This is a genomic window from Acinetobacter septicus (assembly GCF_019355975.1).
In the GTDB taxonomy this organism is placed as follows: Bacteria; Pseudomonadota; Gammaproteobacteria; order Pseudomonadales; family Moraxellaceae; genus Acinetobacter; species Acinetobacter ursingii.
The window spans coordinates 2,354,418-2,379,391 of the sequence record NZ_CP079898.1; the positions used below are offsets into that span (position 1 = coordinate 2,354,418).

At 35.4% G+C, this 24,974-nt stretch carries 22 protein-coding genes; 12 read left to right on the forward strand and 10 right to left on the reverse strand.

Features of this window, described 5'->3' with window-relative positions; all coding sequences use genetic code 11:
* The first annotated feature begins 106 nt into the window (after positions 1 to 106).
* Positions 107 to 676 carry a 1,6-anhydro-N-acetylmuramyl-L-alanine amidase AmpD gene (gene ampD, locus I6L31_RS11250; protein WP_005000824.1) on the forward strand — a complete coding sequence of 190 codons (570 nt, stop codon included), beginning with the start codon at positions 107 to 109 and terminating at the stop codon, positions 674 to 676.
* 70 nt (positions 677 to 746) lie between these two features.
* Positions 747 to 2,300 (forward strand): murein biosynthesis integral membrane protein MurJ, encoded by a 1,554-nt coding sequence (murJ, locus tag I6L31_RS11255; RefSeq protein ID WP_171063258.1) that lies wholly within the window; start codon positions 747 to 749, stop codon positions 2,298 to 2,300.
* Between the two features lie 135 nt (positions 2,301 to 2,435).
* Here the strand turns inward: murJ and I6L31_RS11260 are convergent, their stop codons facing one another.
* From I6L31_RS11260 to I6L31_RS11280, 5 genes are all read right to left on the reverse strand, one after another.
* Positions 2,436 to 3,125: an FKBP-type peptidyl-prolyl cis-trans isomerase gene (locus I6L31_RS11260; protein ID WP_004988787.1), complete on the reverse strand. Its 690-nt coding sequence runs from the start codon at positions 3,123 to 3,125 to the stop codon at positions 2,436 to 2,438.
* A 318-nt stretch (positions 3,126 to 3,443) separates the two neighbouring features.
* Positions 3,444 to 4,151 carry an FKBP-type peptidyl-prolyl cis-trans isomerase gene (locus I6L31_RS11265; RefSeq protein WP_004988785.1) on the reverse strand — a complete coding sequence of 236 codons (708 nt, stop codon included), beginning with the start codon at positions 4,149 to 4,151 and terminating at the stop codon, positions 3,444 to 3,446.
* Between the two features lie 190 nt (positions 4,152 to 4,341).
* Positions 4,342 to 6,534 carry a polysaccharide biosynthesis tyrosine autokinase gene (locus I6L31_RS11270; RefSeq protein WP_004988781.1) on the reverse strand — a complete coding sequence of 731 codons (2,193 nt, stop codon included), beginning with the start codon at positions 6,532 to 6,534 and terminating at the stop codon, positions 4,342 to 4,344.
* A gap of 21 nt (positions 6,535 to 6,555) precedes the next feature.
* Positions 6,556 to 6,984, reverse strand: a complete 429-nt coding sequence (locus I6L31_RS11275; protein ID WP_004988779.1) for a low molecular weight protein-tyrosine-phosphatase — start codon at positions 6,982 to 6,984, stop codon at positions 6,556 to 6,558.
* A gap of 12 nt (positions 6,985 to 6,996) precedes the next feature.
* A complete protein-coding gene (locus I6L31_RS11280; protein WP_026039965.1) occupies positions 6,997 to 8,100 on the reverse strand; it encodes a polysaccharide biosynthesis/export family protein in 1,104 nt (367 codons plus the stop codon).
* A gap of 208 nt (positions 8,101 to 8,308) precedes the next feature.
* On the opposite strand from I6L31_RS11280, the gene tviB reads away from it, so the two are divergent.
* The 8 genes from tviB (at position 8,309) to I6L31_RS11320 (ending at position 16,205) form a co-directional block, all read left to right on the forward strand.
* Complete coding sequence (gene tviB, locus I6L31_RS11285; protein WP_004988771.1) at positions 8,309 to 9,586, forward strand: Vi polysaccharide biosynthesis UDP-N-acetylglucosamine C-6 dehydrogenase TviB; 1,278 nt, start codon at positions 8,309 to 8,311, stop codon at positions 9,584 to 9,586.
* A 21-nt stretch (positions 9,587 to 9,607) separates the two neighbouring features.
* Positions 9,608 to 10,678: a dTDP-glucose 4,6-dehydratase gene (gene rfbB, locus I6L31_RS11290; RefSeq protein WP_004988769.1), complete on the forward strand. Its 1,071-nt coding sequence runs from the start codon at positions 9,608 to 9,610 to the stop codon at positions 10,676 to 10,678.
* Between the two features lie 18 nt (positions 10,679 to 10,696).
* On the forward strand, positions 10,697 to 11,602 hold the full coding sequence (gene rfbD, locus I6L31_RS11295; RefSeq protein WP_004988768.1) for a dTDP-4-dehydrorhamnose reductase: 906 nt from the start codon (positions 10,697 to 10,699) through the stop codon (positions 11,600 to 11,602).
* A 1-nt stretch (position 11,603) separates the two neighbouring features.
* On the forward strand, positions 11,604 to 12,497 hold the full coding sequence (rfbA, locus tag I6L31_RS11300; protein WP_005000831.1) for a glucose-1-phosphate thymidylyltransferase RfbA: 894 nt from the start codon (positions 11,604 to 11,606) through the stop codon (positions 12,495 to 12,497).
* A gap of 67 nt (positions 12,498 to 12,564) precedes the next feature.
* Positions 12,565 to 13,131, forward strand: coding sequence for a dTDP-4-dehydrorhamnose 3,5-epimerase (gene rfbC / locus I6L31_RS11305; protein ID WP_005000833.1), 567 nt, complete (start codon positions 12,565 to 12,567; stop codon positions 13,129 to 13,131).
* 3 nt (positions 13,132 to 13,134) lie between these two features.
* Positions 13,135 to 14,427 carry an oligosaccharide flippase family protein gene (locus I6L31_RS11310; RefSeq protein ID WP_005000835.1) on the forward strand — a complete coding sequence of 431 codons (1,293 nt, stop codon included), beginning with the start codon at positions 13,135 to 13,137 and terminating at the stop codon, positions 14,425 to 14,427.
* Positions 14,424 to 15,260 carry a glycosyltransferase family 2 protein gene (locus I6L31_RS11315; protein WP_005000837.1) on the forward strand — a complete coding sequence of 279 codons (837 nt, stop codon included), beginning with the start codon at positions 14,424 to 14,426 and terminating at the stop codon, positions 15,258 to 15,260. Before I6L31_RS11310 ends, I6L31_RS11315 begins: the two co-directional genes overlap by 4 nt.
* An 18-nt stretch (positions 15,261 to 15,278) precedes the next feature.
* Positions 15,279 to 16,205, forward strand: coding sequence for a glycosyltransferase family 2 protein (locus I6L31_RS11320; protein WP_005000841.1), 927 nt, complete (start codon positions 15,279 to 15,281; stop codon positions 16,203 to 16,205).
* 140 nt (positions 16,206 to 16,345) lie between these two features.
* Here the strand turns inward: I6L31_RS11320 and I6L31_RS11325 are convergent, their stop codons facing one another.
* The 3 genes from I6L31_RS11325 to I6L31_RS11335 all read right to left on the reverse strand — a co-directional run bounded on the left by I6L31_RS11325 (position 16,346) and on the right by I6L31_RS11335 (position 19,716).
* A complete protein-coding gene (locus I6L31_RS11325) occupies positions 16,346 to 17,233 on the reverse strand; it encodes an acyltransferase family protein (RefSeq protein WP_005000843.1) in 888 nt (295 codons plus the stop codon).
* Positions 17,234 to 17,434: 201 nt separating this feature from the next.
* Positions 17,435 to 18,703 carry an O-antigen ligase family protein gene (locus tag I6L31_RS11330; RefSeq protein WP_035271546.1) on the reverse strand — a complete coding sequence of 423 codons (1,269 nt, stop codon included), beginning with the start codon at positions 18,701 to 18,703 and terminating at the stop codon, positions 17,435 to 17,437.
* Between the two features lie 29 nt (positions 18,704 to 18,732).
* Positions 18,733 to 19,716, reverse strand: a complete 984-nt coding sequence (locus I6L31_RS11335) for a glycosyltransferase family 4 protein (protein WP_005000845.1) — start codon at positions 19,714 to 19,716, stop codon at positions 18,733 to 18,735.
* A gap of 130 nt (positions 19,717 to 19,846) precedes the next feature.
* Between I6L31_RS11335 and I6L31_RS11340 the strand changes: the two genes are divergently transcribed.
* Positions 19,847 to 20,992, forward strand: coding sequence for a glycosyltransferase family 4 protein (locus tag I6L31_RS11340; protein WP_005000847.1), 1,146 nt, complete (start codon positions 19,847 to 19,849; stop codon positions 20,990 to 20,992).
* Positions 20,993 to 21,046: 54 nt separating this feature from the next.
* Here I6L31_RS11340 and I6L31_RS11345 read toward each other — a convergent pair whose 3' ends face one another.
* Positions 21,047 to 22,465, reverse strand: coding sequence for a mannose-1-phosphate guanylyltransferase/mannose-6-phosphate isomerase (locus I6L31_RS11345; protein ID WP_005000850.1), 1,419 nt, complete (start codon positions 22,463 to 22,465; stop codon positions 21,047 to 21,049).
* 57 nt (positions 22,466 to 22,522) lie between these two features.
* Positions 22,523 to 23,182, reverse strand: a complete 660-nt coding sequence (locus tag I6L31_RS11350) for a sugar transferase (RefSeq protein ID WP_004988750.1) — start codon at positions 23,180 to 23,182, stop codon at positions 22,523 to 22,525.
* A gap of 255 nt (positions 23,183 to 23,437) precedes the next feature.
* Here I6L31_RS11350 and I6L31_RS11355 point away from each other — a divergent pair, with 255 nt between their 5' ends.
* The gene (locus tag I6L31_RS11355; protein ID WP_005000853.1) at positions 23,438 to 24,877 is read left to right on the forward strand and encodes a capsule assembly Wzi family protein; all 1,440 of its coding nucleotides are present in this window, start codon (positions 23,438 to 23,440) and stop codon (positions 24,875 to 24,877) included.
* Positions 24,878 to 24,974: the final 97 nt, after the last annotated feature.

Sequence of the window (24,974 nt, forward strand, 5' to 3'; positions counted from 1 at the left end):
TCAAAATTCACAAACGATTGTCATAAATATGCCATCAATACCGTTTTAATTTTTGAGGAGTCGATTAAACTAGAAGCATTCAAAACCAGATGGGATCATCCTAACCATGCCATTAAGCACAACATATCGAGTTGAAAATGGGCAGTTGATTGGTGCCAGACAGATTGCGTCTCCAAACTATAATCAGCGTCCTGAATCTGCTGAAATTCAACTGATTGTAGTGCACAACATCAGTTTGCCACCGTCTCAGTTTGGCGGAGGCTATATTGAACAGTTTTTTCAAAATCAATTGGATGGGTCACTTCATCCTTATTTTCAGACCATTGAGGGCATGCAGGTTTCAGCACATTTGTTGATTTTAAGAACAGGTGAGGTGATTCAATTTGTTAACTTTCATGATCGGGCTTGGCATGCAGGACGTTCCAGCTATTTGGCACAGGTCGAATGCAATGATTATTCGATAGGAATAGAACTTGAAGGCAGTGATGACCTCGCTTTTGAAGAGATACAATATCAAGCATTAGCGGAAATTACCGCCGTTTTGCAGCAAACTTATCCCAAAATTCAGCAGCATATTGCAGGACATTCAGACATTGCACGTGGTCGTAAGACTGATCCCGGCTTATTTTTTCAGTGGCCTTATTTCCGGCGACTGTTGAATGCAAAAAAAATGTAGGCTAGACATCATTTCACAACGAAATAAATTTTTACTTTCATTACAATATCGGCTTTGTATTTAGCCGTGGGTGGATGCGATGGCATTATGGCGATCAACCTTTATTGTCAGTGCTATGACGATGTTGTCTCGTGTACTGGGACTGGTTCGGGATATGGTCTTGCTCAATGTATTTGGAGCAGGGAAGGATTTCGATACTTTTGTGGTTGCCTTTCGTATTCCCAATTTTTTTCGGCGACTGTTTGCTGAAGGGGCATTTTCACAGGCCTTTATTCCAGTCTTAACTGAATATAAAACTGGACGGGCGCATGCTGAAGTTCAGATTTTGATTAGTCGAGTCTTTGGTTGCTTGCTTCTAGTCATGAGTTTATTGACCTTAGTGGCGATGATTATCGCGCCTGTCATCATTTATGCTTATGCGCCCGGTTTTCATCATGATCCTGAAAAATTTGATCAGGCGGTGAGTCTATTCCGTCTGACCATTCCATATCTGATGTTTATGTCGTTGACCGCTTTTGCCAGTAGTATTTTAAACAGTTATGGCTCGTTTGCCTCACCTGCATTTTCTCCCGTGTTACTCAATCTCGCCATGATCGCAGGAGCATGGTGGTTGACGCCGTATATGCAACAACCGATTATGGCTTTGGGCTGGGCTGTATTGGGCGCGGGTATTTTACAGCTTGCGGTGCAGATTCCTGAACTATGGCGTAAAAAACTGCTCATTCCACCCAAAATTGACTTTAAACATGAAGGGGTAGAACGCATCATGAAATTGATGTTGCCTGCCTTGTTTGGTGTATCGGTCACTCAGATCAATTTATTACTCAATACCATCTGGGCATCCTTTATGCAGGATGGTTCAGTGTCATGGCTGTATAGTGCGGAACGGATGACCGAATTACCGCTCGGTCTCATTGGTGTGGCGATTGGTACGGTAATTTTACCTTCACTTTCAACACGACATGCAGAACAGGATCAGGCTAAATTTCGCGGCATGCTAGATTGGGCGGCACGTGTCATTGTCTTGGTGGGATTACCTGCCAGTATTGCGCTCTTCATGTTATCTACCCCGATTATTCAGGCATTGTTCCAGCGTGGCGAATTTGATCTACGGGATACCCAGATGACCGCTCTGGCATTGCAGTGTATGAGCGGTGGTGTGATTGCGTTTATGTTGATTAAAGTCTTTGCCCCAGGTTTTTATGCGCAGCAGGATACCAAGACACCTGTGCGTGTTGGGTTGATGGCAGTGGCTGCCAATGCGATTATAAACGTGGTGTTGATTGGCTTTTTTAAATTAATCAATTGGCATGCCGAGCATATGGCATTGGCATTGGCTTCATCGGGTTCCGCCTTGGTGAATGCAGGATTACTTTATTTCTATTTGCATAAACGCAATATTTTTCGATTTGGTGGGCATTGGAAAAAACTGGCAGTTCAATATGCCATTGCCAATATTGCGATGATTGCTGCATTATGGTTTGGTTTGCACTGGTATGATGGTCAGTCTTCACAGTGGATACGGATTATTGAAGTGGCTGTTTTATGTGTATTGGGCGTGATTGCTTATGGTGTTGCACTGTTAGCCACAGGATTTCGACCACGCGACTTACGCCATGAGTGATGAGCTTGCTAAATTGAACTTGATGTTTTTGCTGTCATGAAATCTTTAATAGAGAATAAAAAAGCACAGCCCAAATCTGACTGTGCTTTAAGTAAAAAAGGATTGTATGCTTTTTGAGATCGCATAGATCATAAATTAGGGTAAAACTTGTAGCAGTTCAATATCAAAAATTAAAACGCTGTTGGGACCAATCGCATCGCCCGAACCGACATCACCATAGGCTAGATTCGCTGGAATAAAGAAGCGGGTTTTTCCGCCTTCTTTCATGGTTTGTACGCCTTCTGTCCAGCCTTGAATGACTTGACTGAGCTGAAATTCAACAGGATGATTACGTGCGATCGAGCTATCAAATACTGTACCGTCCAATAAGCGACCTTCATAATTCACTTTAACTTTTGAATTTGCTTTTGGCGATTTACCTGTGCCTGCTTGAAGTACTTGATATTGTAAACCTGATTTAGTGGTGATGATGTCTGATTTTTTAGCATTTTCGGTTAAAAAAGCCTGACCTTGTTTTTGATTGTCTTGTGCTAATTTTTGAAATTCGATCAGTTGTTTGGATTCAACCTGTTTTTTATATTGACTTAGGGCTTTAGCCATATCCTCATCGCTTAAAGAAGAGGCTTTGCCTGTAGAACCTTCTTTTAAACCTTGAATAAACGTTTCTAAATTTAAATCTTTTAGCGTATCTGCATTGGTACGTCCCATGACATAACCATAGCTATAACCCAATTGGTCTTTTTGTGGGCTTTTTGATGTGACAGGAGCAGCAAAACTGGTCACCGTCATGCTAAGTAATAAGAGTGCTAAACTGGTTTTTTTCATTGTGCTTCCTAAAATAAAAGAGGAGAGTATTCAGGGTCTGTTGACACTTCAGCCATGCCTTGCGTTATTCGCTAAAACAACTCAAACGAGGCATGAAACGCAGGCAATGGCATCTCCCTTGTCTAATTTCATAACGAATTTTGAGGCAGTTTTAGCTATAACCCTGCGGGACAGGGACATTTTTTGCCGTTACTGCGTTATGCCTTATTCATTTAGAATGACTAAATTTCATAAGTCATGCCTTGTACCGTCTAAAAAATGTCCTCTGTCGCACGCATCTGTGAAATGTCAACAGACCCTGCTCTCCTTCCTTACGAATTATTTAACTTCTAACAGTTCTACATCAAAAATTAAAGTGCTATTTGGTGGAATCATACCCGGCACACCTTGTTCACCATAGGCCAGTTGCGCAGGAATATAGAAAGTTGCCTTTCCACCTTCTTTAAGCAACTGTAAACCTTCTGTCCAGCCAGGAATTACCTTGTTTAATGGAAATTCAACTGGTTCTCCACGATCATAAGAACTGTCAAACACTTTACCATCGGTCAATTGGCCTTTGTAATGGACTTTGACGACAGAGGTCGCTGTCGGTTGCTTACCTGTACCTTCTTTAATAATTTTATATTGCAAACCTGAAGCCGTGGTTTTAACGCCGTCTTTGTGAGCATTTTCAGTTAAGAAGTTCGCATTAGAAGATTCGGTTTTTTTCGCATCTTCCAATTGTTTTTGTTGCATTTGCTGTTGAAACTCTACATAGGCAGCTTGAAGTTCCTGTTCAGTATAAGCCGCAGGTTTCTTGTCATGACCATCACGAATCCCACTAACAAAAGCATTAACATCAAGTTCTGGTGGCGTTTGATGGGCAACTTCATAGCCCAGTGCATAGCTGATTTTTTTAACAGGCGAGGCATTCTTGTCTGCCTTTGAACCAACCTCTGCCACTGGATGTTGAGATGCATAGTAAACGGGAATAAGTGCAGCACCGCCTAAAATTACAGCGACAGCAATGGGTAAGGCTTTACTCATGAGTGTTCCAAATGTTGTTTATTTAACCAAATATCAATCGCATGCAATCTTAGCATGGCTACCTTAAGCATATCCTGTTTAATAAAAAAAATAACAGGATTTTTATCTAATTTCACACCAATCCTGAATTCTGCATAAAAAAATCGAACCCGTAGATTCGATTTTTTAACGATACAGAGCTTAAGAATGATTAATCATCTTTGGCCGCTTTATAGGCATAAGCATAGTTATAGCCATAACTACCGCTAGCCGAACGCTGAATATCATTAAGAATAAAGCCATTCACTTTGGTTCCAGCCTGCTCGAAACGATTGAGCGTTAATTCAAGCTCTTTCATTTGCGTCTTGGCATGACGCGCCACAATCAGATTTACGCCAGTATATTGTGAAATAATAATACCATCTGTGACCGCAAGTACTGGCGGTGTATCCAGAATAATATGATCATAGTGCTGAGAAAGTTCTTGCAATAAAGTTTGGAACTTTTGAGAACTGAGTAGCTCAGAGGGATTCGACGGACTCTTACCACGACTGATAAAGCTTAAATTTGGCACTTCAGTTGAATGCGTTACTTGCGTCAAAGTTGCTTGATCGGTTAATAATTCGGTAAGACCAGGTTGAGTCTCCAGATTAAAATATTTATGCAAATAACCACGACGTAAATCGGCATCAATCAGTAAGACTTTTTTGTCACTTTGAGCAAAAATCGTTGCCAAGTTGGTCGAGATAAAGGACTTACCAACTTCTGGCGCAGGACCACTGATCATAATGATATTATTTTTGGCACCTGAAAGCGCGAAATGAATCGCAGTACGAATACTACGTAAGCTTTCAATGGCAACATCATCACTGTGTTTAACTGCAAGAATAGGAATATTCTTTTTCTTTTTCAAAACAGCCAAACGGTTTTCTTGTACTGGAGAACGAGGCACAGTAGCGTATACAGGAAGTTCAAGTTCATTTTCAATTTGGGCAGAATCTTTAATACCTGTACGCAACATATTACGGGTTAAAGCAATCAGTACCCCAATAAAACCACCGACAAAAATAGACAGAATCAGAACGATCAGCTTTTTCGGTTTAATCGGTTTAATCGGCTCAACTGCATTATCGATAATTCGTACATTACCAATTTCACCCGCTTCAGAAATTTTAAGTTGCTGATAACTATTAAGTAAATTCGTATAAAGTTCAGTATTGACCTTGACGTCACGATATAACTGTAAATATAAGCGTTGTAGTTCTGGTAAACGTTTCAAGGTTCCATTCAGTTCACCCAGTTTTTTATTAACGGTCGCCACCTGCGCATTAATTTCAGCCATTAATGGATGGTCAGGCGTGTATTTTGCAGCCAGCTCAGCTTGTTTCTGTTGTAATTCAATTCGCATGGTTTCAAGTTGAATATTTTGCTTAAGCAATAATTCTGACTCTTGAGTGACATCAACGGTATTATGTTGTTCACGGAACTGGTTGAATTTCTTTTCAGAATCTTCCAATTGTTTGCGTAATTCAGGTAATTGTTTATCCAGAAAACTCAAGGTTTGTTTAGATTCTAAGGATTTTCTTTCAATATTTTGCGCATGATAAACCACTAAAATATTATTCAGAACTTGAGTAATTTCTTCCTGATCTTGTCCTTGATAGGTCAGACCAAGCACTCCCGTCATCTTGCCTTTTTCAGCCACACTGTAATTTTCAGTTAAATTTTTAACCGCTGTTGGTAAAGCAAATTTGGTGATTTTGAACGCATGTTTAAATGGTGTAGTGCTATTGATGCGGATTTTCCATTGACCTTTATTGGTGGTTAAAAGGTTATCCTGATTTAAATGACCTTCAGCAACAATACTGTCTTTATAACTCAAACTAAATTGATTTTGCTTAAATTGAAGGGTTAAAGGCTTATCTAAAAAGTAATAAGGCACTTCAAACTTTTCAACAAAAAAAGACTGTCCGTTTTCTTTAAATAAAACGCCTGATTGAGAATAATCCAGTTTACGCTTTGATTCTGATACGAGACGATTAAACAACGTATCTTGTGTATCTTTAATCTGAATATCCAGATGCAAATTCTGAATGACCTGACCCAAAACGAGTCGCGAATTCAGGATTTCCCGTTCTGCATCGGCAGGTGATTTTTGTCCGCCTACTGCACCTGCAACACTGCTTAACTCGCCTAATAAAGCAGCTGAAGCAGCACTCTTGCTGTCTTCAACCTGTACCATGGCATCGACTGAATAAATATCAGGCGTAACGCGAAGATAAAGCAAGGCACAGATTAAACTCAAAATAATGCACAGCGCGATAATTTTCCATTGCGCAATCAAAGAGAAAAATAGCTCTTTTAAATCAATGGTGTCTTCAGTTGTTGTTGAATTTTGACTCATGGGTATGCAACTACTTAAAAATTAAATATGTGATTTCCAGTCAGACACGTAAGCCTGAATATTACGGCAGGTTTCATCAAAAAACGCCTGATCGTGTTGATAGGGATCAGGCACATTTTTATGTTGCCAATGTCCAAGTCGAAACACTTTACCTTTGGCAAAAGGCCAAGTCTGTTCTAGATGTTTTTGTTGATTTAAGCTCATCACTAAAATTAAATCAGCTTTTTTGATTAAATCACTATTTAGTTTACGTGCAACATGTGGACGCATATCAATGTTGATTACATCCATGCACTGAATAGCCTTGGCATCTGCGACTTCGCCAATCAAGCCAGAGATCCCTGCTGACTCGATGTTGAGATGTGGATACGTTTGTTTTAATAAATACTCAGCCATTGGGCTACGGCAGATATTTCCAACACAAACCACCAAAATATTTTGTATTTGCATTCGTTTATTCGCTTAGTTTTTACCCAATTGGTCAAATGTATAAAGTGCGCTAGAGAACGGTACAATCTGGTTCATAATACGCTGCCAGCGAGTTAAACCTGTTGCATCGATATAAACAATATCATTTTTTTGCATTTGAAATTGATTGGCCAACGCTAGGTTTCCAATACTGCTGAGATCCAAATGATAAATGGTTGAGGTACGCGTTTGTAAATTAGTACGCATCACATAAATTCGCGCTGCGCTGGCTGAATATGGATTGATCCCTTCACTTTCACCCAATACATCACTTAAAGTCATGCCTTGATCACGTAAAGACAGCGCCTGACTTTTACTCGATTCACCCATCACATAGAGTTTCTGGTTTTGTTTGGTGTTGACATAAATCGTATCATTGGGCTGGATGAGGAGTTTGTGTAGGGAATAGCCCTGTTTTTCTAGACTCACCGCGTTTAGATCAAACGTTTTACCATTACGAATCAGTTGAATCGAGGTATTATCACCAGTTTCGGTATTGACACCACCCGCCATACCCAGTGCGGTATAAATACTAATCGGTTGGTCATTTAAAGTGTATTGACCACTTTTCATCACCTGACCATTGACAAAATAACGATTCCCTTCGTAAGAAAGCACCCGAACCACAACATCAGGGGTTTTTAAATAATGCGCAAATTGAGCTCGAAGGTTTCGATTCAGTTCAGACACGGTTTTGCCAGCAGCGTGAATTTTACCGACAAGTGGTAAATAGATATTGCCATCGCTATCAATCGGATAGCCTGAAGCTTTGATATTGGCAGAATCTTGTTGAAGAGGAGGAGTTAGTTCTGGATAAGCCCAAAGCTGTATCGACAGTACATCACCTGCACTTAAGCGGTATAAGGTATGCTGCGAACGAAATAATGATGCTAAATCAGAGGAGGTCACATTCGCTGCGGTTTGTAATGCAGGAAGATTCGCCTGATTAAGTTGAACGACAGACACATCTGCGCCTTGGTCTGTTCTAAAATGACCTTGTTCTGGTAAATCGTAGGTCTGTAATCCGGAAGTAACAGCACATCCTGAAAGGCTTAAAATACAGATAGATAATAAAAATGAGGTGCTTCTCAACTTCACAGCAAAACCCTTTGTTTGTAATTCGTTGTAACTTTGAATCAAAATTCTGTCAGAATTGTAGACCATAATGAAAATAAGATGTAGGTTTTTAAATGTTAAATTGTATAATTCAAACATCCGTCATGTAAGATCTGCTATATTTTGTAACATGTAAAGATCTACTTTCGTAATATACTTCGCAGATTGCTTCGTCATTATCAGGTTTCTTATGTTTCAGCTTGAACAGCTCAGTATTGCAATTATTGGACTAGGTTATGTTGGGCTGCCACTAGCCGTTGAGTTTGGCAAGCAAAAACCCACCATTGGTTTTGATATTAATCAACAACGTATTGCTGAACTGCTTGCTGGGCATGATCATACGCTAGAAACTTCGGCAGAAGAATTAAAACAAGCAGTCAATTTGCGTTATACCCATGATTTTACTGCATTAAAGCAATCCAATTTCTTTATTGTGACTGTTCCAACACCGATTGATGATTTTAAACAACCTGATTTAACCCCATTGATCAAATCTTCTGAAACCATTGGTCAAGTCCTAAAAAAAGGCGACATCGTAGTCTATGAATCCACAGTCTATCCAGGAGCCACTGAAGAGGTTTGTATTCCAGTTTTAGAAAAGGTTTCAGGCTTAAAATTTAATCAGGATTTTTTTGTGGGTTATAGTCCTGAACGTATTAATCCAGGTGATAAACAACGACGTGTGACCAATATTTTAAAAATAACCTCGGGTTCTACGCCTGAAGTCGCTGATTATATTGATCAAGTTTATCAGTTGATCATAGATGCAGGCACGTATAAAGCACCAAGTATTAAGGTCGCTGAAGCAGCAAAGGTCATTGAAAATACTCAGCGTGATGTGAATATTGCGTTGATTAATGAATTGGCATTAATTTTTAATAAACTCGACATTGATACTGAAGAAGTGCTGAAAGCGGCGGGCACTAAGTGGAACTTTTTACCGTTCCGTCCTGGCTTAGTCGGTGGGCATTGTATTGGTGTCGATCCTTATTATTTAACCCATAAAGCACAATCGATCGGTTTACATCCAGAAATTATACTCGCCGCTCGACGTTTAAATGATCGAATGGGCGAATATGTGGCGACCCAATTGATTAAAGAAATGGTCAAACAACGGATACAAGTGGTGGGTTCAAAAATCCTCATCATGGGACTGAGTTTTAAAGAAAATTGTCCTGATATCCGTAATACCAAAATTGTAGATATGGTCAAAGCTCTGAAAGAATATGATCTTGATTTAGATATTTATGATCCTTGGGTGGATGATACAGAAGTCCAACATGAATATGGCCTAGCACCTATTAAAGAATTACATCAAGGGCAGTATGATGCCATCGTGCTTGCGGTGGCACATGACCAGTTTAAAAGTATGACAATTGATCAATTTAAACAATTAGGCAAAGAAAAACATGTTTTATATGATTTAAAATATGTTCTCGATAAAGCGCATAGCGATATTCGTTTGTAATTTAGAAGTGATATTTAAAAGATGAAAATATTAATTACGGGTGGTGCAGGTTTTATTGGTTCTGCGGTGGTGCGCTATATTATAAATAATACAAACGATGAAATTTTAAATGTGGATAAATTAACCTATGCAGGGAATTTAGAATCTTTAAAAGAAATTGATCAAAATGAAAGATATCAATTTTCCCAAACCGATATTTGTGATCGTGCTGCTTTAGATCGACTTTTTTTGGATTTCCAACCCGATGCCGTTATGCATTTGGCTGCGGAGTCACATGTGGATCGTTCAATTTCAGGTCCAGCTGATTTTATAGAAACGAATATCATCGGTACCTATCAGTTACTGGAAGCAGCACGATATTATTGGAATACCCTAGCAGAAGATAAAAAATCAGCATTTCGTTTTCATCATATTTCTACTGATGAAGTCTATGGTGATTTAGAGGGTACAGAGGATTTATTCCTGGAAACCACGCCTTATGCCCCAAGTTCACCTTATTCTGCAAGTAAAGCTAGTTCGGATCATCTCGTCCGTGCTTGGTATCGTACTTATGGTTTGCCTGTTGTATTAACCAATTGTTCTAATAATTATGGACCTTATCATTTCCCAGAAAAACTGATTCCACTGGTCATTTTAAATGCGCTTGCTGGTAAGCCATTACCAGTCTATGGGAATGGTGCACAAATTCGGGACTGGTTATATGTTGAAGATCATGCACGTGCACTTTATAAAGTTGTTACTGAAGCTAAAGTAGGCGAAACATACAATATTGGTGGTCATAATGAGCAGAAAAATATTGATGTAGTCAAAGCGATTTGTGAACTTTTAGAAGAACTTGTACCTAACAAGCCAGAAGGTATAGCACAGTATCAAGATCTGATTACTTATGTTACAGATCGGCCAGGTCATGATCTACGCTATGCGATTGATGCCACTAAAATTAAACAAGATTTAAATTGGGTACCTGAAGAGACATTTAAAACAGGTCTGCGAAAGACAGTACAGTGGTATTTAGATCATCAGGATTGGGTGCGGAATGTACAAAGTGGCGAATACCAGAACTGGGTTGAACAACAGTATGCCAATGCCTAAAACAGTGAGTGAATAGAGATGAAGCTGTTAATCTTAGGTAAAAATGGGCAGGTCGGTTGGGAGTTGCAGAGAGCATTACAACCCTTAGGTGAAGTATTGGCTCTAGATCGCTATCAAGATGCGAAAACTCAGTATTGTGGTGATATCGTAAACTTTGATGCCATCGCTCGAGTCATTACACAATTTCGTCCGAATATTGTAGTGAATGCAACCGCATATACTGCGGTGGATCAAGCTGAAACTGATCTTGAACAGGCAGATTTAATTAATCATTTGGCGGTAAAGCATTTGGCCGAACAATGTAAAATAATGAATGCATTGTTGATACATTATTCAACTGATTATGTGTTTGATGGTCAGGGACAAATTGCATGGCAAGAAACTGATGAGAAAGCTCCTCAAAATGCTTATGGACATACCAAACTAGCAGGTGAAATTGCACTAGAGCAAAGCAAGGCTAAATTTATTAACTTTAGAACCAGTTGGGTTTATGGTACGCATGGCAATAATTTTATTAAAACCATGTTGAAACTCGCAAAAAGTAAAGATGAACTGAATATTATTGCGGATCAAATTGGTGTACCGACAGGTGCAGCTTTGATTGCGGATGTCACAGCTCAAGTCATACGATATTATGATTTTAATCCAGATCAACACCATGATTTACATGGGCATTATCATCTTGCTCCACAAGGTGAAACCTCATGGTATGACTATGCACAATTTATTTTTGAAAAAGCACGTCAAAAGGGTATTGAGCTACAGATTAAGCAGGTAGAAGCAATTCCGACAACTGCTTATCCGACGCCTGCCAAGCGTCCACTTAACTCCAGATTAAATACCCAAAAATTACAACAGACTTTTTACATCCACTTACCAGAGTGGCAACAGGGTGTAGAACATGCGATTGCAGAGATGATTTAATATGACAGTACAAAAAAATCGTAAAGGTATTATTTTAGCGGGTGGTTCTGGAACACGCTTGTATCCAATCACGATGGGTACATCGAAACAATTACTCCCTATTTATGATAAACCAATGATTTATTATCCATTGTCTGTTTTGATGTTGGCAGGGATTAATGAAATCTTAATTATTTCGACACCAGAAGATTTGCCAAACTTTGAGAAATTATTGGGTACAGGCCAAGAACTCGGAATTAAGTTGTCTTATAAAGTACAACCATCACCAGACGGACTTGCCCAGGCATTTATTTTGGGTGAAGAATTTATTGGTCAGGATAATGTCACACTGATATTGGGTGATAATATTTTCTATGGTCAACATTTCAGCGAACAACTCAAACGTGCAGCAGTCCAAGATCAGGGCGCTACAGTATTCGGCTACTATGTGAATGATCCTGAGCGTTTTGGTGTAGTCGACTTTGATGCATCGGGTAAGGCTTTAAGTATTGAGGAGAAGCCTGAACAGGCTAAATCTAATTATGCAGTAACAGGCTTATATTTCTACGATAATAGCGTAGTTGAAATTGCCAAAAATATTAAACCATCACATCGTGGCGAATTAGAAATCACGGATGTGAATAATGTTTACCTGCAACAGAACAACCTGAATGTAGAAGTACTTGGTCGTGGTTTTGCGTGGTTAGACACGGGAACACATGATTCATTGATTGAAGCCAGTCAATTTGTCCAAACGATTGAGCATCGTCAAGGTTTAAAAGTAGCCAGTCTAGAAGAAATTTCTTTTAACAACGGGTGGATTGATTTAGATCAATTGAAAGCACGTGGTGAATTCTTTAAAAAGACAGGATATGGTCAGTACTTGTTAAAATTGCATCAAGAACATTCAAAATAAATGTAATCAAGTCATTATCTAAATCAACATGATGCCTTGCATATAGACTACACTGGATATTGTCGTAATGAATATTATTGAAACTAAAATCAATGGGTTACTCATTTTAGAGCCGCGTGTATTTGGTGATGACCGTGGCTGGTTTATGGAAAGTTTTAACCAAAAAAACTTTGAGCAGGCGCTTACTGAGCGTGATTTAGATGTGCCACAATTTGTACAAGATAATCACTCGTTTTCACAAAAAGGCGTATTGCGCGGTTTGCATTATCAGCTGAATCCGCATGCGCAGGGAAAACTGGTACGTGTGGTACAGGGCCGAGCGTGGGATGTGGCAGTAGATATTCGCGAAAACTCACCAACATTTGGGGAGTGGGTAGGGCTTGAGCTTACAGGTGAAAACCATAAACAGTTTTGGATTCCTGCTGGTTTTGCACATGGCTTTATAGCACTCGAAGATAATACTCAGTTTTTATATAAGACCACGAATTACTACTCTAAGGAATGTGAAAGAAGTATTGTATGGAATGATCCAGATCTTGCGATTGATTGGCCTATTGAAGAAGGAGTGAATATAAAGCTAACTGAGAAAGATGAAAAAGCTAATTTCTTTCATGAGTTAAAAAATGACGAATAAGTTATGAAACTAAATAAGATAACAGAAAATGCTATATCATTAACATTGGTACAATTAATCAATTTAGTACTACCCTTATTGGCTTTACCTTACTTAGCAAGAGTTTTAGGTGCAGATAGTTTAGGAAAAGTAGTATTTGCAATGGCTATTTCACAAATACTTCTGATTTTAAGTGATTTTGGATTTAATTTGAGTGCTGCTAAAGATGTAGCAGTTTATAGAAATGACAATAATAAACTTTTTGAAATCTGGGGCACTGTAACAATTATAAAAATTATTCTCTCAAGCGTTTTAGTTTTTATATTATATTTGTCAGGATTATTTTTTGAACGTATTGGAAATGATTTAATCTTATATTTGTTAGCATGCACGGCTGTAATAGGAAATATCATTTATCCACAATGGTTGTTTCAGGGTTTAGAGCAATTAAAATATGTAAGTTTTATTCAGATTTTATCTAGAATATTGTTATTTATTATGTTGTTACTGTGTGTTAAAAATGAAACTGATATATATTGGGCAGTTTTTCTTCAATCAGCAGGTGGTTTATTAGCTGGATTTATATTAATACCTAAATTACTAAAAATATTTAAATTTTCTGAAAAAAAAATATCTGAAAAAGATTTTTTTATAAAACAGCTGAAATATAGTTGGATTATTTTTATTCCAAATATTTTTGGAAATCTATATTTAAGTTGTAATACTTTTTTTCTTGGTTTAATGCTACCTCCTTCTTTGGTCGCAAATTATTATATAGCTGAAAAGCTTATAAGAGCTTCAATTAGTCTATGTTCTCCGATTAGTAATGCTTTTTTTCCAAATCAAGTTAGGATGTTTCATGAAGATAAAGCTAATGCATTAGCTTCAACAATGAAAATAATATACATACTACTAGCCTTATTTTTTACAGGAAGTTTTATTATTTTTGTTTTATCCGATTTTATTGTAAATTTATTATTTGGTTATGAATTTAAAGAAGCTGGGTATTTGCTAAAGTTATTTTCTCCATTACCAATATTAGTAATGTTGGCTATAATATTTGCAAATTTAATTATGATTCCTGCTGGTCTAGAAAAAGCATTCAGTAAGATTATTATGTATTCATCTGTAGTCAATGTTTTTATTTTTGTTTTTTTTGTAAAATTTCTATCTAATTATGGTGCTGTTTTGGCAAATATTCTGGTAGAGCTAATAATCTGTTTCTCAATGTTCTGTGTTATATTGAAAACAGGAAATAGTCCATTTAAGTACTGGCGCGAAGCATTTACTGAGTTAAAATTGAAGGTTATAAAATGAAAATTTCAGCATTAATAAATACACTCAATGAGGAAAAAAACATTGAAAAATGTCTTCAATCACTTAGTTGGGTAGATGAAATCATTTTAGTAGATATGTATAGTGATGATAAAACTGTAGAAATAGCAAAAAAATATACAGATAAAATTTTTTATTTTGAGCGAGTTGGATATTCTGAACCAGCACGCGCATTCGCTTTAAGCCAAGTATCGAATGAATGGGTTGTGGTTTTAGATGCAGACGAAGTAATTCCAAAGTCTTTGTCAGACGAGTTGATAGCGATAGCAAAGGAAGATAAAGCTGATGCTATATGGATTCCTAGAAAAAATTTTATGTTTGGTCATGAGATTAAACATACGGGCTGGAATATGCACGATGATATTCAAATGAGATTTTTCAAAAAAATTATGATGACATATGGAAGTACTATACATAATTTTGTAAATATTTCTGATCAAGCAAGAATAATAACTTTAAAAAATAATGAAACATGTATATGGCATTTTAATTATATTGATATTGAACATTTTTTAGAAAAATTAAATAAATATACAACAGTTGAGGCTAAACAATTATTTGATAAAAGAAAACAGTCATCATTTTTAACAGTAATATATACTTGTATTAGAGAGTTTGTTTATAGATTTATTTTAAAAAGTGGATATAAAGATGGTTTCTATGGTTTAGTCTTATCTTTATTAATGTGCGTTTATCGTTTTACAACACTAGCAAAACTAAAGATTATGATTGAGCAGAATAATGCAACTCCTAGAGATAGCATTGTTACAACTTATGATGATTTATCAAGTAAAGTTATTGATTCATATAAATAAATTAATTGAGTGTTGGTAATGATATATATTGTTGTATTGAATTGGAATTCTGCTAAAGAAACTATAGCTTGTTTAAAAAGTTTAGTTAATTTAGATGACTTTAATAATATCAGAATTATTGTTTGTGATAATGACTCTGATGTGAATTCTATTAAACAAATAGAGAGTTATTTAAGTGATTTTTATGGTAATGATTATATTTCATTAAATGAAGATGAAACTTTAACATATAAGATTGATAAGAAATTTTACTTTATTAAAAATTTTAAAAATTATGGTTATGCTGGTGGAAATAATATTGGTATTAATTTTGCTTTGAAGTTTGAGAGAATGTCATATGTTTGGATTTTAAATAATGATACCGTTGTTCAAAGTGATAGTTTGAAATTTATGCTTCATAAGTTTTTAGAAAATAATAATTATGGAGTTGTAGGTTCAAGATTAGTAGAGTTGGAAAATAAAAGTAATGTACAGGGTGTAGGTGGTATAATTAATCCCTGGCTTTGTACAACGAAAGAAATTGGTAGTGATCTTAAGATTAATGATGCTATTAATGAAAAAGAATTTGAAGAAAAAATTGACTACGTAATTGGTGCATCATTGCTTATATCTCGTGATTGTTTAGAAAATGTTGGTCTATTATGTGAAGATTATTTTTTATATTACGAGGAAATTGATTATTGTAATAGAGCTAGAGAAAATAATTTTTCAATTGGTATAGCATCTCAGAGTATAGTTTTTCATGCCCATGGTGCTTCAACAAATAAAGGTAAAAGTCAGATTGCAGATTATTGCTCTGTAAGAAACAGAATTTTAATAACAAGAAAGTTTTATCCTAATAAACTAATTTTTGTGAAATTATCTATTTTTTTAGTATCTCTTAATAGAGCTCGAAGATTTCAATTTTCAAGAGCAATAAGATATTTAAAGTTTTTATTTATCTAAACTTTTTATAAAAAATAATGCTTGACTAGCCAAGCATTATTTTTTCTGAATTTATTTTACTATTTTATTAGATAAACTTATTAATTTTTTCTCAATAATTAAGTATGATAGATAACCTATAATTATTGAAAACAAGACCATTATAATAAAACAAGAATTCCATGAGTGTTTGCTGCATATTTTGCTAAGATCTTACCTACCAAAGGTAAGGTGAAAACTTGAATAAGATATATCGAATATGAAGCATTGCCTAATTCAAGAAATATTTTATTATTAATTTCTTTTATATGTAGGGTTGAGTAAAATATTATTAATGCTGGTATACCCCAGAATATCAATCTGAAATTTTCAAACTCTTTGTTTAAAAGACTAACAAATATAATTGAAAATATTATCGGAATCCAGAAAAAATTATTATTTCTAATTTTGAAGTTTGATAGAAATAAATATATAAATCCACCAAAAATAAATTCAAAGATAATCGGATTTGTGTTTTGATAAAATGATAAAGATATAAATACTAAGAGCATAATAAGTATCTTAATTTTTGTATCTATTCTTTTTAAAAAAAGTAGTATGAAAAAAATAAAATAAAACAACATCTCTAATTCTAAAGTCCATCCTACATATATTACAGGATAGCTATAATTAAAATAATGACTTATAAAAAAGAGCGAAGTAAGTAGATATTCTGGTGTTATATTTAAGGCTCGAAATAAGTCGGGGAAAATATAAAACAATAAGGATATTGTAAGTAAATATAACCAATATAATGGAACTATTCTTTTAATGCGATCAATTGCAAATTCAAAAGGAGATTTATTTTTGTTATCTTGAATCATAAACATGATATAGCCAGAGATAATAAAAAATATATCTACACCAAAAGACCCCCAGTAACCTACGTTAAAAGTTAAAAATTTATAGCTTGAGTAAGAGAACCCGTAGTCTTCTACTAAACCTACAGCATGATACATTACTACAACTATGGCAGCAAAAGCCCTTAAGACTTGAATATTTTTGATCATATTGAAAATTATTTAATGAATGACAGTTTGCAAATTCTAACTTTAATCATTAATGTAAAAAAAAACAATATTTTTATAATTAATATGACGTATCGAAAATCACTCTATCATTTATATATGAGTTAATTTTTTAAATAGAATAAATAGTAAATTAACTCATAATTAATGATATTTAAAATTAATTAAGTCTATTGCTTTCACTTAATCTTTATAAATGGTTTTTGGAAAATGAGATTTTCGGATAATTAAATAAATTCCAAATGATAAAGTTGGTATCATCCAAAAAGGATAGAAAAGTAGTTGATTGAAATTTGATAAAAAAAGTATTGAAAAAATTAAATAAATTACATAGAAAAACGATATCTCTCTTTCATAATTTTTCGCTCTTTTATAACTGTTATAAATTGATACAATAAAAATAAATAATAAAAATACTAAAAACATACTCCCTATAATTCCAAAGCCTATTAGAATTGATTGTATGCTTGAATCTATGCCAATACCACCTCTTAATTTTTTTTGTATTTCTAATGTGAAATTGAATCCTGTACCAAGTATTGGATTGTTGTAGAATAATTCTCTCCCAATATTATAAGATTCAATTCTTGCCATAGTTGATCCGTCGTTTGAAGAAGTGGAGCTAAATCTTTGTACTAATCGTTCACTAATATATGAGTTATTAGCAAAAACTGGTATTGTCAATAAAAACAATATACCTGTATATATTAAATTCTTTTGTATTTTGCCACTTTTAAGTGATGTATATACTTGATAAATATAGTATAAAAAAATTAGCAAAAACATAGATGCAATTGTTGATCTAGAGAATGTGAAGATTAATGTAAAAGCTAAAATCAGTAATTTAAATACGTTGAGTTTTGAAGGGTAGTATTTTAATTGAATTACTGTAAGTAAGAAAGGTAGTAATAAAATATTACCAAAAAAATTTGGATCAAAATAGGTTGAAACTATTCTATTAACATGAGGGTCACCATCAATTATGATTCCAAAATTACTTAAGAATGACCAAAAATCAACTGAATTTGGAAATAAAAACAAAATAATTATCGAAATAATTGATAAATATATGTACACATTTATATAAGAATTTATTATTCTATTGAAATCATGTTGATTTTTTTCATAATTTAAAAGTGTATAGGCTATACTATAAATACTTAATATTTGAATAATTAATCTAATTGAATATGAGATACCATCAAAATTTAATGAGAATTTAATAATTCCTACTATCATTGATAAAAGTATTAATAATAGTAAGCTCAATAAACTTACTAAAATTCTTTTTTGTATTTTTTTTAAGAAAAAACTCAATGAAAAAATCAAAAGAATAGCTATCTCAGTAATATTAAATGAAGAGCCAATTCGACCTAAGTTTCCAAAAATTATAAAAAAACATAAAATAAAAAGATAAAAATTTGTTGTGGAAATTTTAAAATTTGTCATCATGGCTCTGATTTCTCAAACTTAATAGTAGGTTATAAATAGTTTTTTAATCTTTCTTTTGAATCACACCACTTATAAGCTTGTATATTAATTAAACCGTATTCGACATATTTTTTTCGAAGTTCAATATTGTCCAGAATTTTTTCAATCGCTTTACTAATTTGTTCAATTTTTGTTGGATTTATCAATTCACAACTATTGTTAGCAATTTCTACAAGCGAGGTCGTATTCGACGTAATTACAGGTGTTCCACATGCCATCGCTTCAATTACAGGAAGCCCAAAACCTTCATAAAGTGATGGAAAAAGTAGGCAGAGTGCGCCTTTGTAGGTAGATGCCAGTTCATCTTCACTTAATCGCCCGAGAAACTTAACTCGATCTTCAATTTGAAGCTCTTTCGCTGTATTTGCTAATTGATCAGAAGGTTTACCCGAAAATAAAACATGGATATTTTTATCTATATTTGCCTGTGCAAAAGCTCTTAAAGCTCGGTCTTCATTTTTATGTAGCTTTCGATTACCCACTATGAAAATATACGGAAAACCCGGTAGGTAGGGCTGCACATCTTGATGAAAAGCACTCGATACACCGTTATACACTACTTTCACCTTATCTGGATTGATACCCGACCAGTCTACAATTCTGCCTTTTGAAAACTCAGAGACGGTAAATATCAGTGCAGCTTTTCTACATGCCCTCTTAAGAACAATGTTGTAATAGAGTTTCTTTAAAAAGGATGTATTGGCATCTACATCTATATGGTTGAGATCATGGATAGTAATTGCTGTTCGATGTAAAAAGAAAAAAGGTGCATTAAAACCAGGTGAAAAAAAGAAGTTTTTGTTAAAAAACAAATATATAGTAAGCTTAATAACATCAAAAATTGATACAGGGTTGCCTTTTAATTTTATTGGCTGAAAGAAATCTTCGTCATAAACTTCTGTCGCAAAACGCCCGATACCATGCTCTCCAAACCAACGTGTATCGAAAATTACTTTATTTTGTTGATTTAACATACAATTTTATTAAACGAGATTTTAATTACCTCGAATTATAATGAAATCCTATCGGAATATAAATGGTATATACTTGCTAACTTCAAAAATTCAATTTTTTTACAAAATTATGGATGAGTAAGAGCTTCCTATGATAACAGAACCAAAAACAGCTTTAGTTGCAGATTGGCTTGTCACCTATGCGGGTGCTGAGCGCGTAATGACTGAAATATTAAAAGTTTTCCCAAAATCAGACCTATTTGCTGTAATTGATTTTTTAAGTGATGAAAGTCGACAGCATTTTTTAGGTAAACACGCCCAAACAACATTTATTCAAAAATTTCCTAAAGCTGAAACGAAATACCGCAATTATCTTCCATTTATGCCTTTAGCCATTGAGCAGTTAGATGTCTCTGCCTATGATGTGATTTTATCGAGTAGTCATGCAGTAGCTAAAGGTGTGCTTACGGGGCCAGACCAACTGCACATCAGTTATGTTCATTCGCCTATACGCTATGCATGGGACTTACAGCATCAGTATTTACGTGAGTTGGGGCTTACCAAAGGCATTAAAGCTATCATTGTACGTTGGTTGTTACACAAAATAAGAATGTGGGACTATCGCACCGCCAATGGGGTAGATCACTTTGTTGCAAACTCCAAATTTATTGCGCGTCGTATTCATAAGGTTTATGGGCGCGATGCAGATGTCATTTATCCTCCTGTCGACACAGACCGCTTTACATTACGTGAAAACAAAGATGATTTTTACTTTACCGCTTCGCGTATGGTGCCTTATAAGAAAATTGATTTAATTGTTGAGGCTTTTGCCCACATGCCAAATAAAAAATTGGTGGTTATTGGGGATGGCCCAGACATGAAAAAAATCAAATCTAAAGCGACGTCTAATATTGAAATTTTAGGTTATCAACCGAATAGTGTGATGCAAGATTACATGCAGCGTGCCAAAGCCTTTGTATTTGCGGCGGAAGAAGACTTTGGCATTACACCTGTTGAGTCTCAAGCATGTGGTACACCCGTGATCGCTTTTGGTAAAGGTGGGGCGTTAGAAACCATAAATGCTATTCACTCAGCAAATCCAACAGGGGCCTTTTTCGATAAGCAGGAAGTATCAAGTGTGATTGCAGCAGTTGAGGGGTTTGAGCAGAACAGTGATTTATTTTTGCCAGAAAACTGCCGTAATCAGGCTTTAAAGTTTTCCAATCAACGCTTTCACAGCGAAATTAACCAGTATGTTCAGCAAAAATGGGCTATTAAAAAAGAATCGATGTCATAGTTTAAAATTATTCAAGCCGAGCATTTCGCGCGGCTTGAATAGACTGACTATTTTTTAACAACGACCATACAAGTCTTCAAAACGAACAATATCGTCTTCGCCCAAATAAGAGCCCGATTGAACTTCAATTAATTCAAGTTGAACTTTACCCGGATTTTCAAGCGCATGAATCTCACCTAAAGGAATATAAGTCGACTGATTTTCTGTGAGTAAAAATGACTCTTTTCCTTTGTGAATCTTAGCTGTACCACTCACCACAATCCAATGTTCAGAGCGATGATGGTGCATTTGAATCGAGAGTTTTTGACCAGGTTTAACGGTGATACGTTTTACCTGATAGCGCTCTGCATGGTCGATACTGTCGTATTTACCCCATGGCCGATAGACTTCGCGGTGGCAGAAATGTTCAGTACGACCTTGTTCTTTAATGCTTTCGACAATCTTTTTAATGTCTTGTACTTTGGATTTATCTGCAACCAGTATCGCATCTTTGGTTTCAATCACCACCAGGTTGTCAACGCCAAGTAAACTCACCAAACGGCTTTCGCTAAAAACATAATTGTTTTGGCTTTTTACAGTAATGACATCACCCTGAATTACATTGCCTTGTGCATCTTTATCTTGAATATCCCAAAGCGCAGACCAAGAGCCTACGTCGTTCCAGTTGGCATCAAGTGGCACCACCACTGCATCTTTGGTTTGCTCCATCACAGCATAGTCAATCGACTCAGAACGACACTTTTTAAAAGCTTCTTTATCGATACGGATAAAATCTAGATCTGCTTTGGTGTTCTGCATCGAAGCAACACATGAGGTATAGATATCTTGTGCATACTTTTGCAGTTCGTTTAAATAAACGTCGGCCTTAAACATAAACATGCCGCTATTCCAAAGAAATTTCTGGCTCTCTAAATATTGTTGCGCTGTGACCGCATCTGGCTTCTCTACAAAGCGCTGTACCTGAAAGCCATTTAATTCTCTGCTGCCTTTTTCGATATAACCATAGCCTGTTTCTGCATGTGTAGGTACAATCCCAAAAGTCACCAGTTTGTCAAGCTTGGCAAGCTCTAAAGCCTGTATAATGCATTCTTCAAATTGGTCTTGCTGTTTAATCACATGATCTGCTGCTAACACCAGCATGATTGTATCTGAGTTTTTTGTCTGTTGGGTTTGGTGCAGTGCAGCAAGGGTAATGGCAGGCGCAGTATTTTTACCTTCTGGTTCTAAAATAATTTTGGCTGTTATGCCAATTTCGCGCATTTGCTCGGCTGCCAAAAAGCGATGCTCTTCATTGCAAATGAGTATTGGGTCTGCACAATCAAGATTTTTTAAACGTAAAAGTGTGGCTTGTAATAAAGTATAGCCATCTGGAGAGAGTTTTAAAAATTGTTTCGGATATTGTGTGCGTGACAAAGGCCATAAGCGGGTACCGCTACCACCGGCCATAATTACTGGTGTAATTTTAAAACTCATAAAAAATTGCCTTAAAGCTGAAGCGACTAGTTATAATAAAAGTAAAGGAAATAGAATTTAATATGCACCCTTTCTAAAAAGTACAACTAAAACAGTTTTGCATAAAATCTTTATATCCTGAAAAAAAGACCAACTTTGAATATACTTTGTATCTAAAGCAACTCTGGTTTCATAATTTACATCATTACGACCACTTACTTGCCACAAGCCAGTGAGTCCTGGAGTGACGTTTAAATAATAAATAACATTATCTTTATATTGAGGTAATTCTGCTGCTGTTACAGGACGTGGTCCAACAAAACTCATTTCACCTTTCATAATGTTAATCAATTGCGGCATTTCATCTAGGCTTGATTTTCTTAGGAAATGCCCAATTTTTGTGATCCTCGGATCATTTTTTAATTTGAAAGTTTCTTGCCATTCTTTTTTCGCTAAGGGATCATTATCCAAAATTTGTTGAAGAAGTTCTTTAGAGTTACTTGCCATTGATCGAAATTTCAAGCATTTAAACTTTTTACCATTCTTACCAATTCTCTCGTGCCCATAGAAAGCAGAGCCTCCATCGAGTTTGACGATTATAGAAAACAATATAAAAAACGGGGATAAAATAATAAATAATGCAACAGCTAGACAAAAATCAAATATTCTTTTGACCGGAGATTGAATATAGTTAATTTTTTGATCAATAACGGTTTGTTCTGGTAATTTTGTATTCATGTATCACGTCTATTGTGCTCAAAGAACATTTTTGCAATTGTAAAACTTTATTTATTACAATTGAATTGAAAATAAAATCTATACGAGATTCTATATGAAATATAGTGAAGACTTCAATATTTGAAATATCAGAAATTTCTATTTAGATACAAAAGTACACGAAAAACATTAAAATAACGGAATTTTTTTTTATTTTAGCTAATATAACCTTATCAATAGTATTTTATACATGTAGTGAAATTTTGAGTCCATAATATGATGAATTTTAAAAAAAAACTTGCCTTTTTTATTATTTTAGCAGGTTCAGGAACACAGACCTTTGCTCAAGGAATTTTACTTAACAATTCAGATTTACGTAATGACCTTATTTGGTTAAACCAGCAAGGTGTGATTCATGTAAGTACATCTACATGGCCGCTAAGTGGGGATGAAATATTAAAAGCTCTTGAACAAGCAAACGTTCAGACGCCAGCACAAGAAAAAGTTATTACCTCAATAAAAAATAACTTAAAAGTAGATAATGGTCAGTTTAAAGTGGGTCTATTTGCCGAGACAGATCAGAGCTATCTTCCTCAATCTTTTGGTGATGTAAGTAAGTCGCAATATCAGGGTAATATAGAGTTAAATGGAGGGGGAGATAATTGGGATGCTAAATTACATGTCAACTTGGAAAAAGACCAAATAGATGACAACAATGACGATGTGAATGTAGAAGGATTTTATATTGCGGGTAAACTTTGGAATCAATGGGTGGTTGCTGGACAAATTCCAACATGGTGGGGACCAGGTCATGAAGGTAGCTTAATTCGTGGTGATGCTTCGAGACCTGTTTATGGTTTTACCATGCAACGAGCTATACAAAATGCTTTTGAAACAAAATGGCTGTCTTGGATCGGTCCTTGGCAGTATCAAGCTTTTGCAGGTCAACTTAAAGATTATCATGCTGTTCCAGATGCAAAATTATTAGGTTTGCGATTAACGGCTCAACCCTTCCCTTATTTAGAGGTGGGTGCTTCTCGTGTATTACAATGGGGAGGAGAGGGGCGCTCAGAAAGCTTCAGTACATTGTGGGATGCCATCAAAGGCAATGATAACGTATATGATACGAATGAAGATCGTTCGAATCAACTCGCGGGTCTTGATTTTCGTTTAGGATTGAATGGTATATTAAAATTACCAGTTAGCCTTTACGGTCAAGCAGTTGGTGAGGATGAGGCAGGAGGACTGCCATCTCGTAAATTATATCTAGCTGGTGTCGATTTTGCTTCTAGCTTTAAAAATATGCCTTATAGTGTCTATGCTGAATGGGCAGATACGCGTACGAATGGAGATGTATGGGGATATACCTATAATCATTCAGTTTATACAGATGGGTTTTATCAACATGGCTATCCTCTTGCTTATCCTATTGGTGGGGATGGAGAAATGTATTCAATAGGGGGGGATATTCGTTTTGATTCAATGAATCGGCTAAGTGGTCGAGTTTTATATACAAAAGTCAATCAGTCAAATCTTGCGATTAATCAGGCTTTTCCTCAAGAAGATAAAATTAAGGCTTTGGATTTAACTTGGACACATTATTTCAAAAGCGATATTCCGTTAAAAATCAGAGGATGGTTGAGTGACTCTGATATTAATCATCGAGACAGGGGTGCTTCTGTTAGTATAGAAATTCCTATAGAATTTATGCACTAATTTGGAATTGCGAAAACACCAAGCTGATAATTTTCAGTTCTAATTATTGAATAGTGATTAAATTCCTTAACTCCTTTTTGTAAATAAAATATAGATA

Bases quoted from the DNA above. Each gene is read 5' to 3' on its own strand.
- ampD (WP_005000824.1), top strand. From the start codon at position 107: ATGCCATTAAGCACAACATATCGAGTTGAAAATGGGCAGTTGATTGGT.
- rfbA (WP_005000831.1), top strand. From the start codon at position 11,604: ATGACAGTACAAAAAAATCGTAAAGGTATTATTTTAGCGGGTGGTTCT.
- I6L31_RS11320 (WP_005000841.1), top strand. From the start codon at position 15,279: ATGATATATATTGTTGTATTGAATTGGAATTCTGCTAAAGAAACTATA.
- I6L31_RS11265 (WP_004988785.1), bottom strand. From the start codon at position 4,151: ATGAGTAAAGCCTTACCCATTGCTGTCGCTGTAATTTTAGGCGGTGCT.
- rfbD (WP_004988768.1), top strand. From the start codon at position 10,697: ATGAAGCTGTTAATCTTAGGTAAAAATGGGCAGGTCGGTTGGGAGTTG.
- I6L31_RS11270 (WP_004988781.1), bottom strand. From the start codon at position 6,534: ATGAGTCAAAATTCAACAACAACTGAAGACACCATTGATTTAAAAGAG.
- rfbC (WP_005000833.1), top strand. From the start codon at position 12,565: ATGAATATTATTGAAACTAAAATCAATGGGTTACTCATTTTAGAGCCG.
- I6L31_RS11345 (WP_005000850.1), bottom strand. From the start codon at position 22,465: ATGAGTTTTAAAATTACACCAGTAATTATGGCCGGTGGTAGCGGTACC.
- I6L31_RS11260 (WP_004988787.1), bottom strand. From the start codon at position 3,125: ATGAAAAAAACCAGTTTAGCACTCTTATTACTTAGCATGACGGTGACC.
- I6L31_RS11275 (WP_004988779.1), bottom strand. From the start codon at position 6,984: ATGCAAATACAAAATATTTTGGTGGTTTGTGTTGGAAATATCTGCCGT.
- I6L31_RS11315 (WP_005000837.1), top strand. From the start codon at position 14,424: ATGAAAATTTCAGCATTAATAAATACACTCAATGAGGAAAAAAACATT.
- I6L31_RS11330 (WP_035271546.1), bottom strand. From the start codon at position 18,703: ATGATGACAAATTTTAAAATTTCCACAACAAATTTTTATCTTTTTATT.
- I6L31_RS11325 (WP_005000843.1), bottom strand. From the start codon at position 17,233: ATGATCAAAAATATTCAAGTCTTAAGGGCTTTTGCTGCCATAGTTGTA.
- I6L31_RS11340 (WP_005000847.1), top strand. From the start codon at position 19,847: ATGATAACAGAACCAAAAACAGCTTTAGTTGCAGATTGGCTTGTCACC.
- tviB (WP_004988771.1), top strand. From the start codon at position 8,309: ATGTTTCAGCTTGAACAGCTCAGTATTGCAATTATTGGACTAGGTTAT.
- I6L31_RS11310 (WP_005000835.1), top strand. From the start codon at position 13,135: ATGAAACTAAATAAGATAACAGAAAATGCTATATCATTAACATTGGTA.
- I6L31_RS11350 (WP_004988750.1), bottom strand. From the start codon at position 23,182: ATGAATACAAAATTACCAGAACAAACCGTTATTGATCAAAAAATTAAC.
- I6L31_RS11335 (WP_005000845.1), bottom strand. From the start codon at position 19,716: ATGTTAAATCAACAAAATAAAGTAATTTTCGATACACGTTGGTTTGGA.
- I6L31_RS11355 (WP_005000853.1), top strand. From the start codon at position 23,438: ATGATGAATTTTAAAAAAAAACTTGCCTTTTTTATTATTTTAGCAGGT.
- rfbB (WP_004988769.1), top strand. From the start codon at position 9,608: ATGAAAATATTAATTACGGGTGGTGCAGGTTTTATTGGTTCTGCGGTG.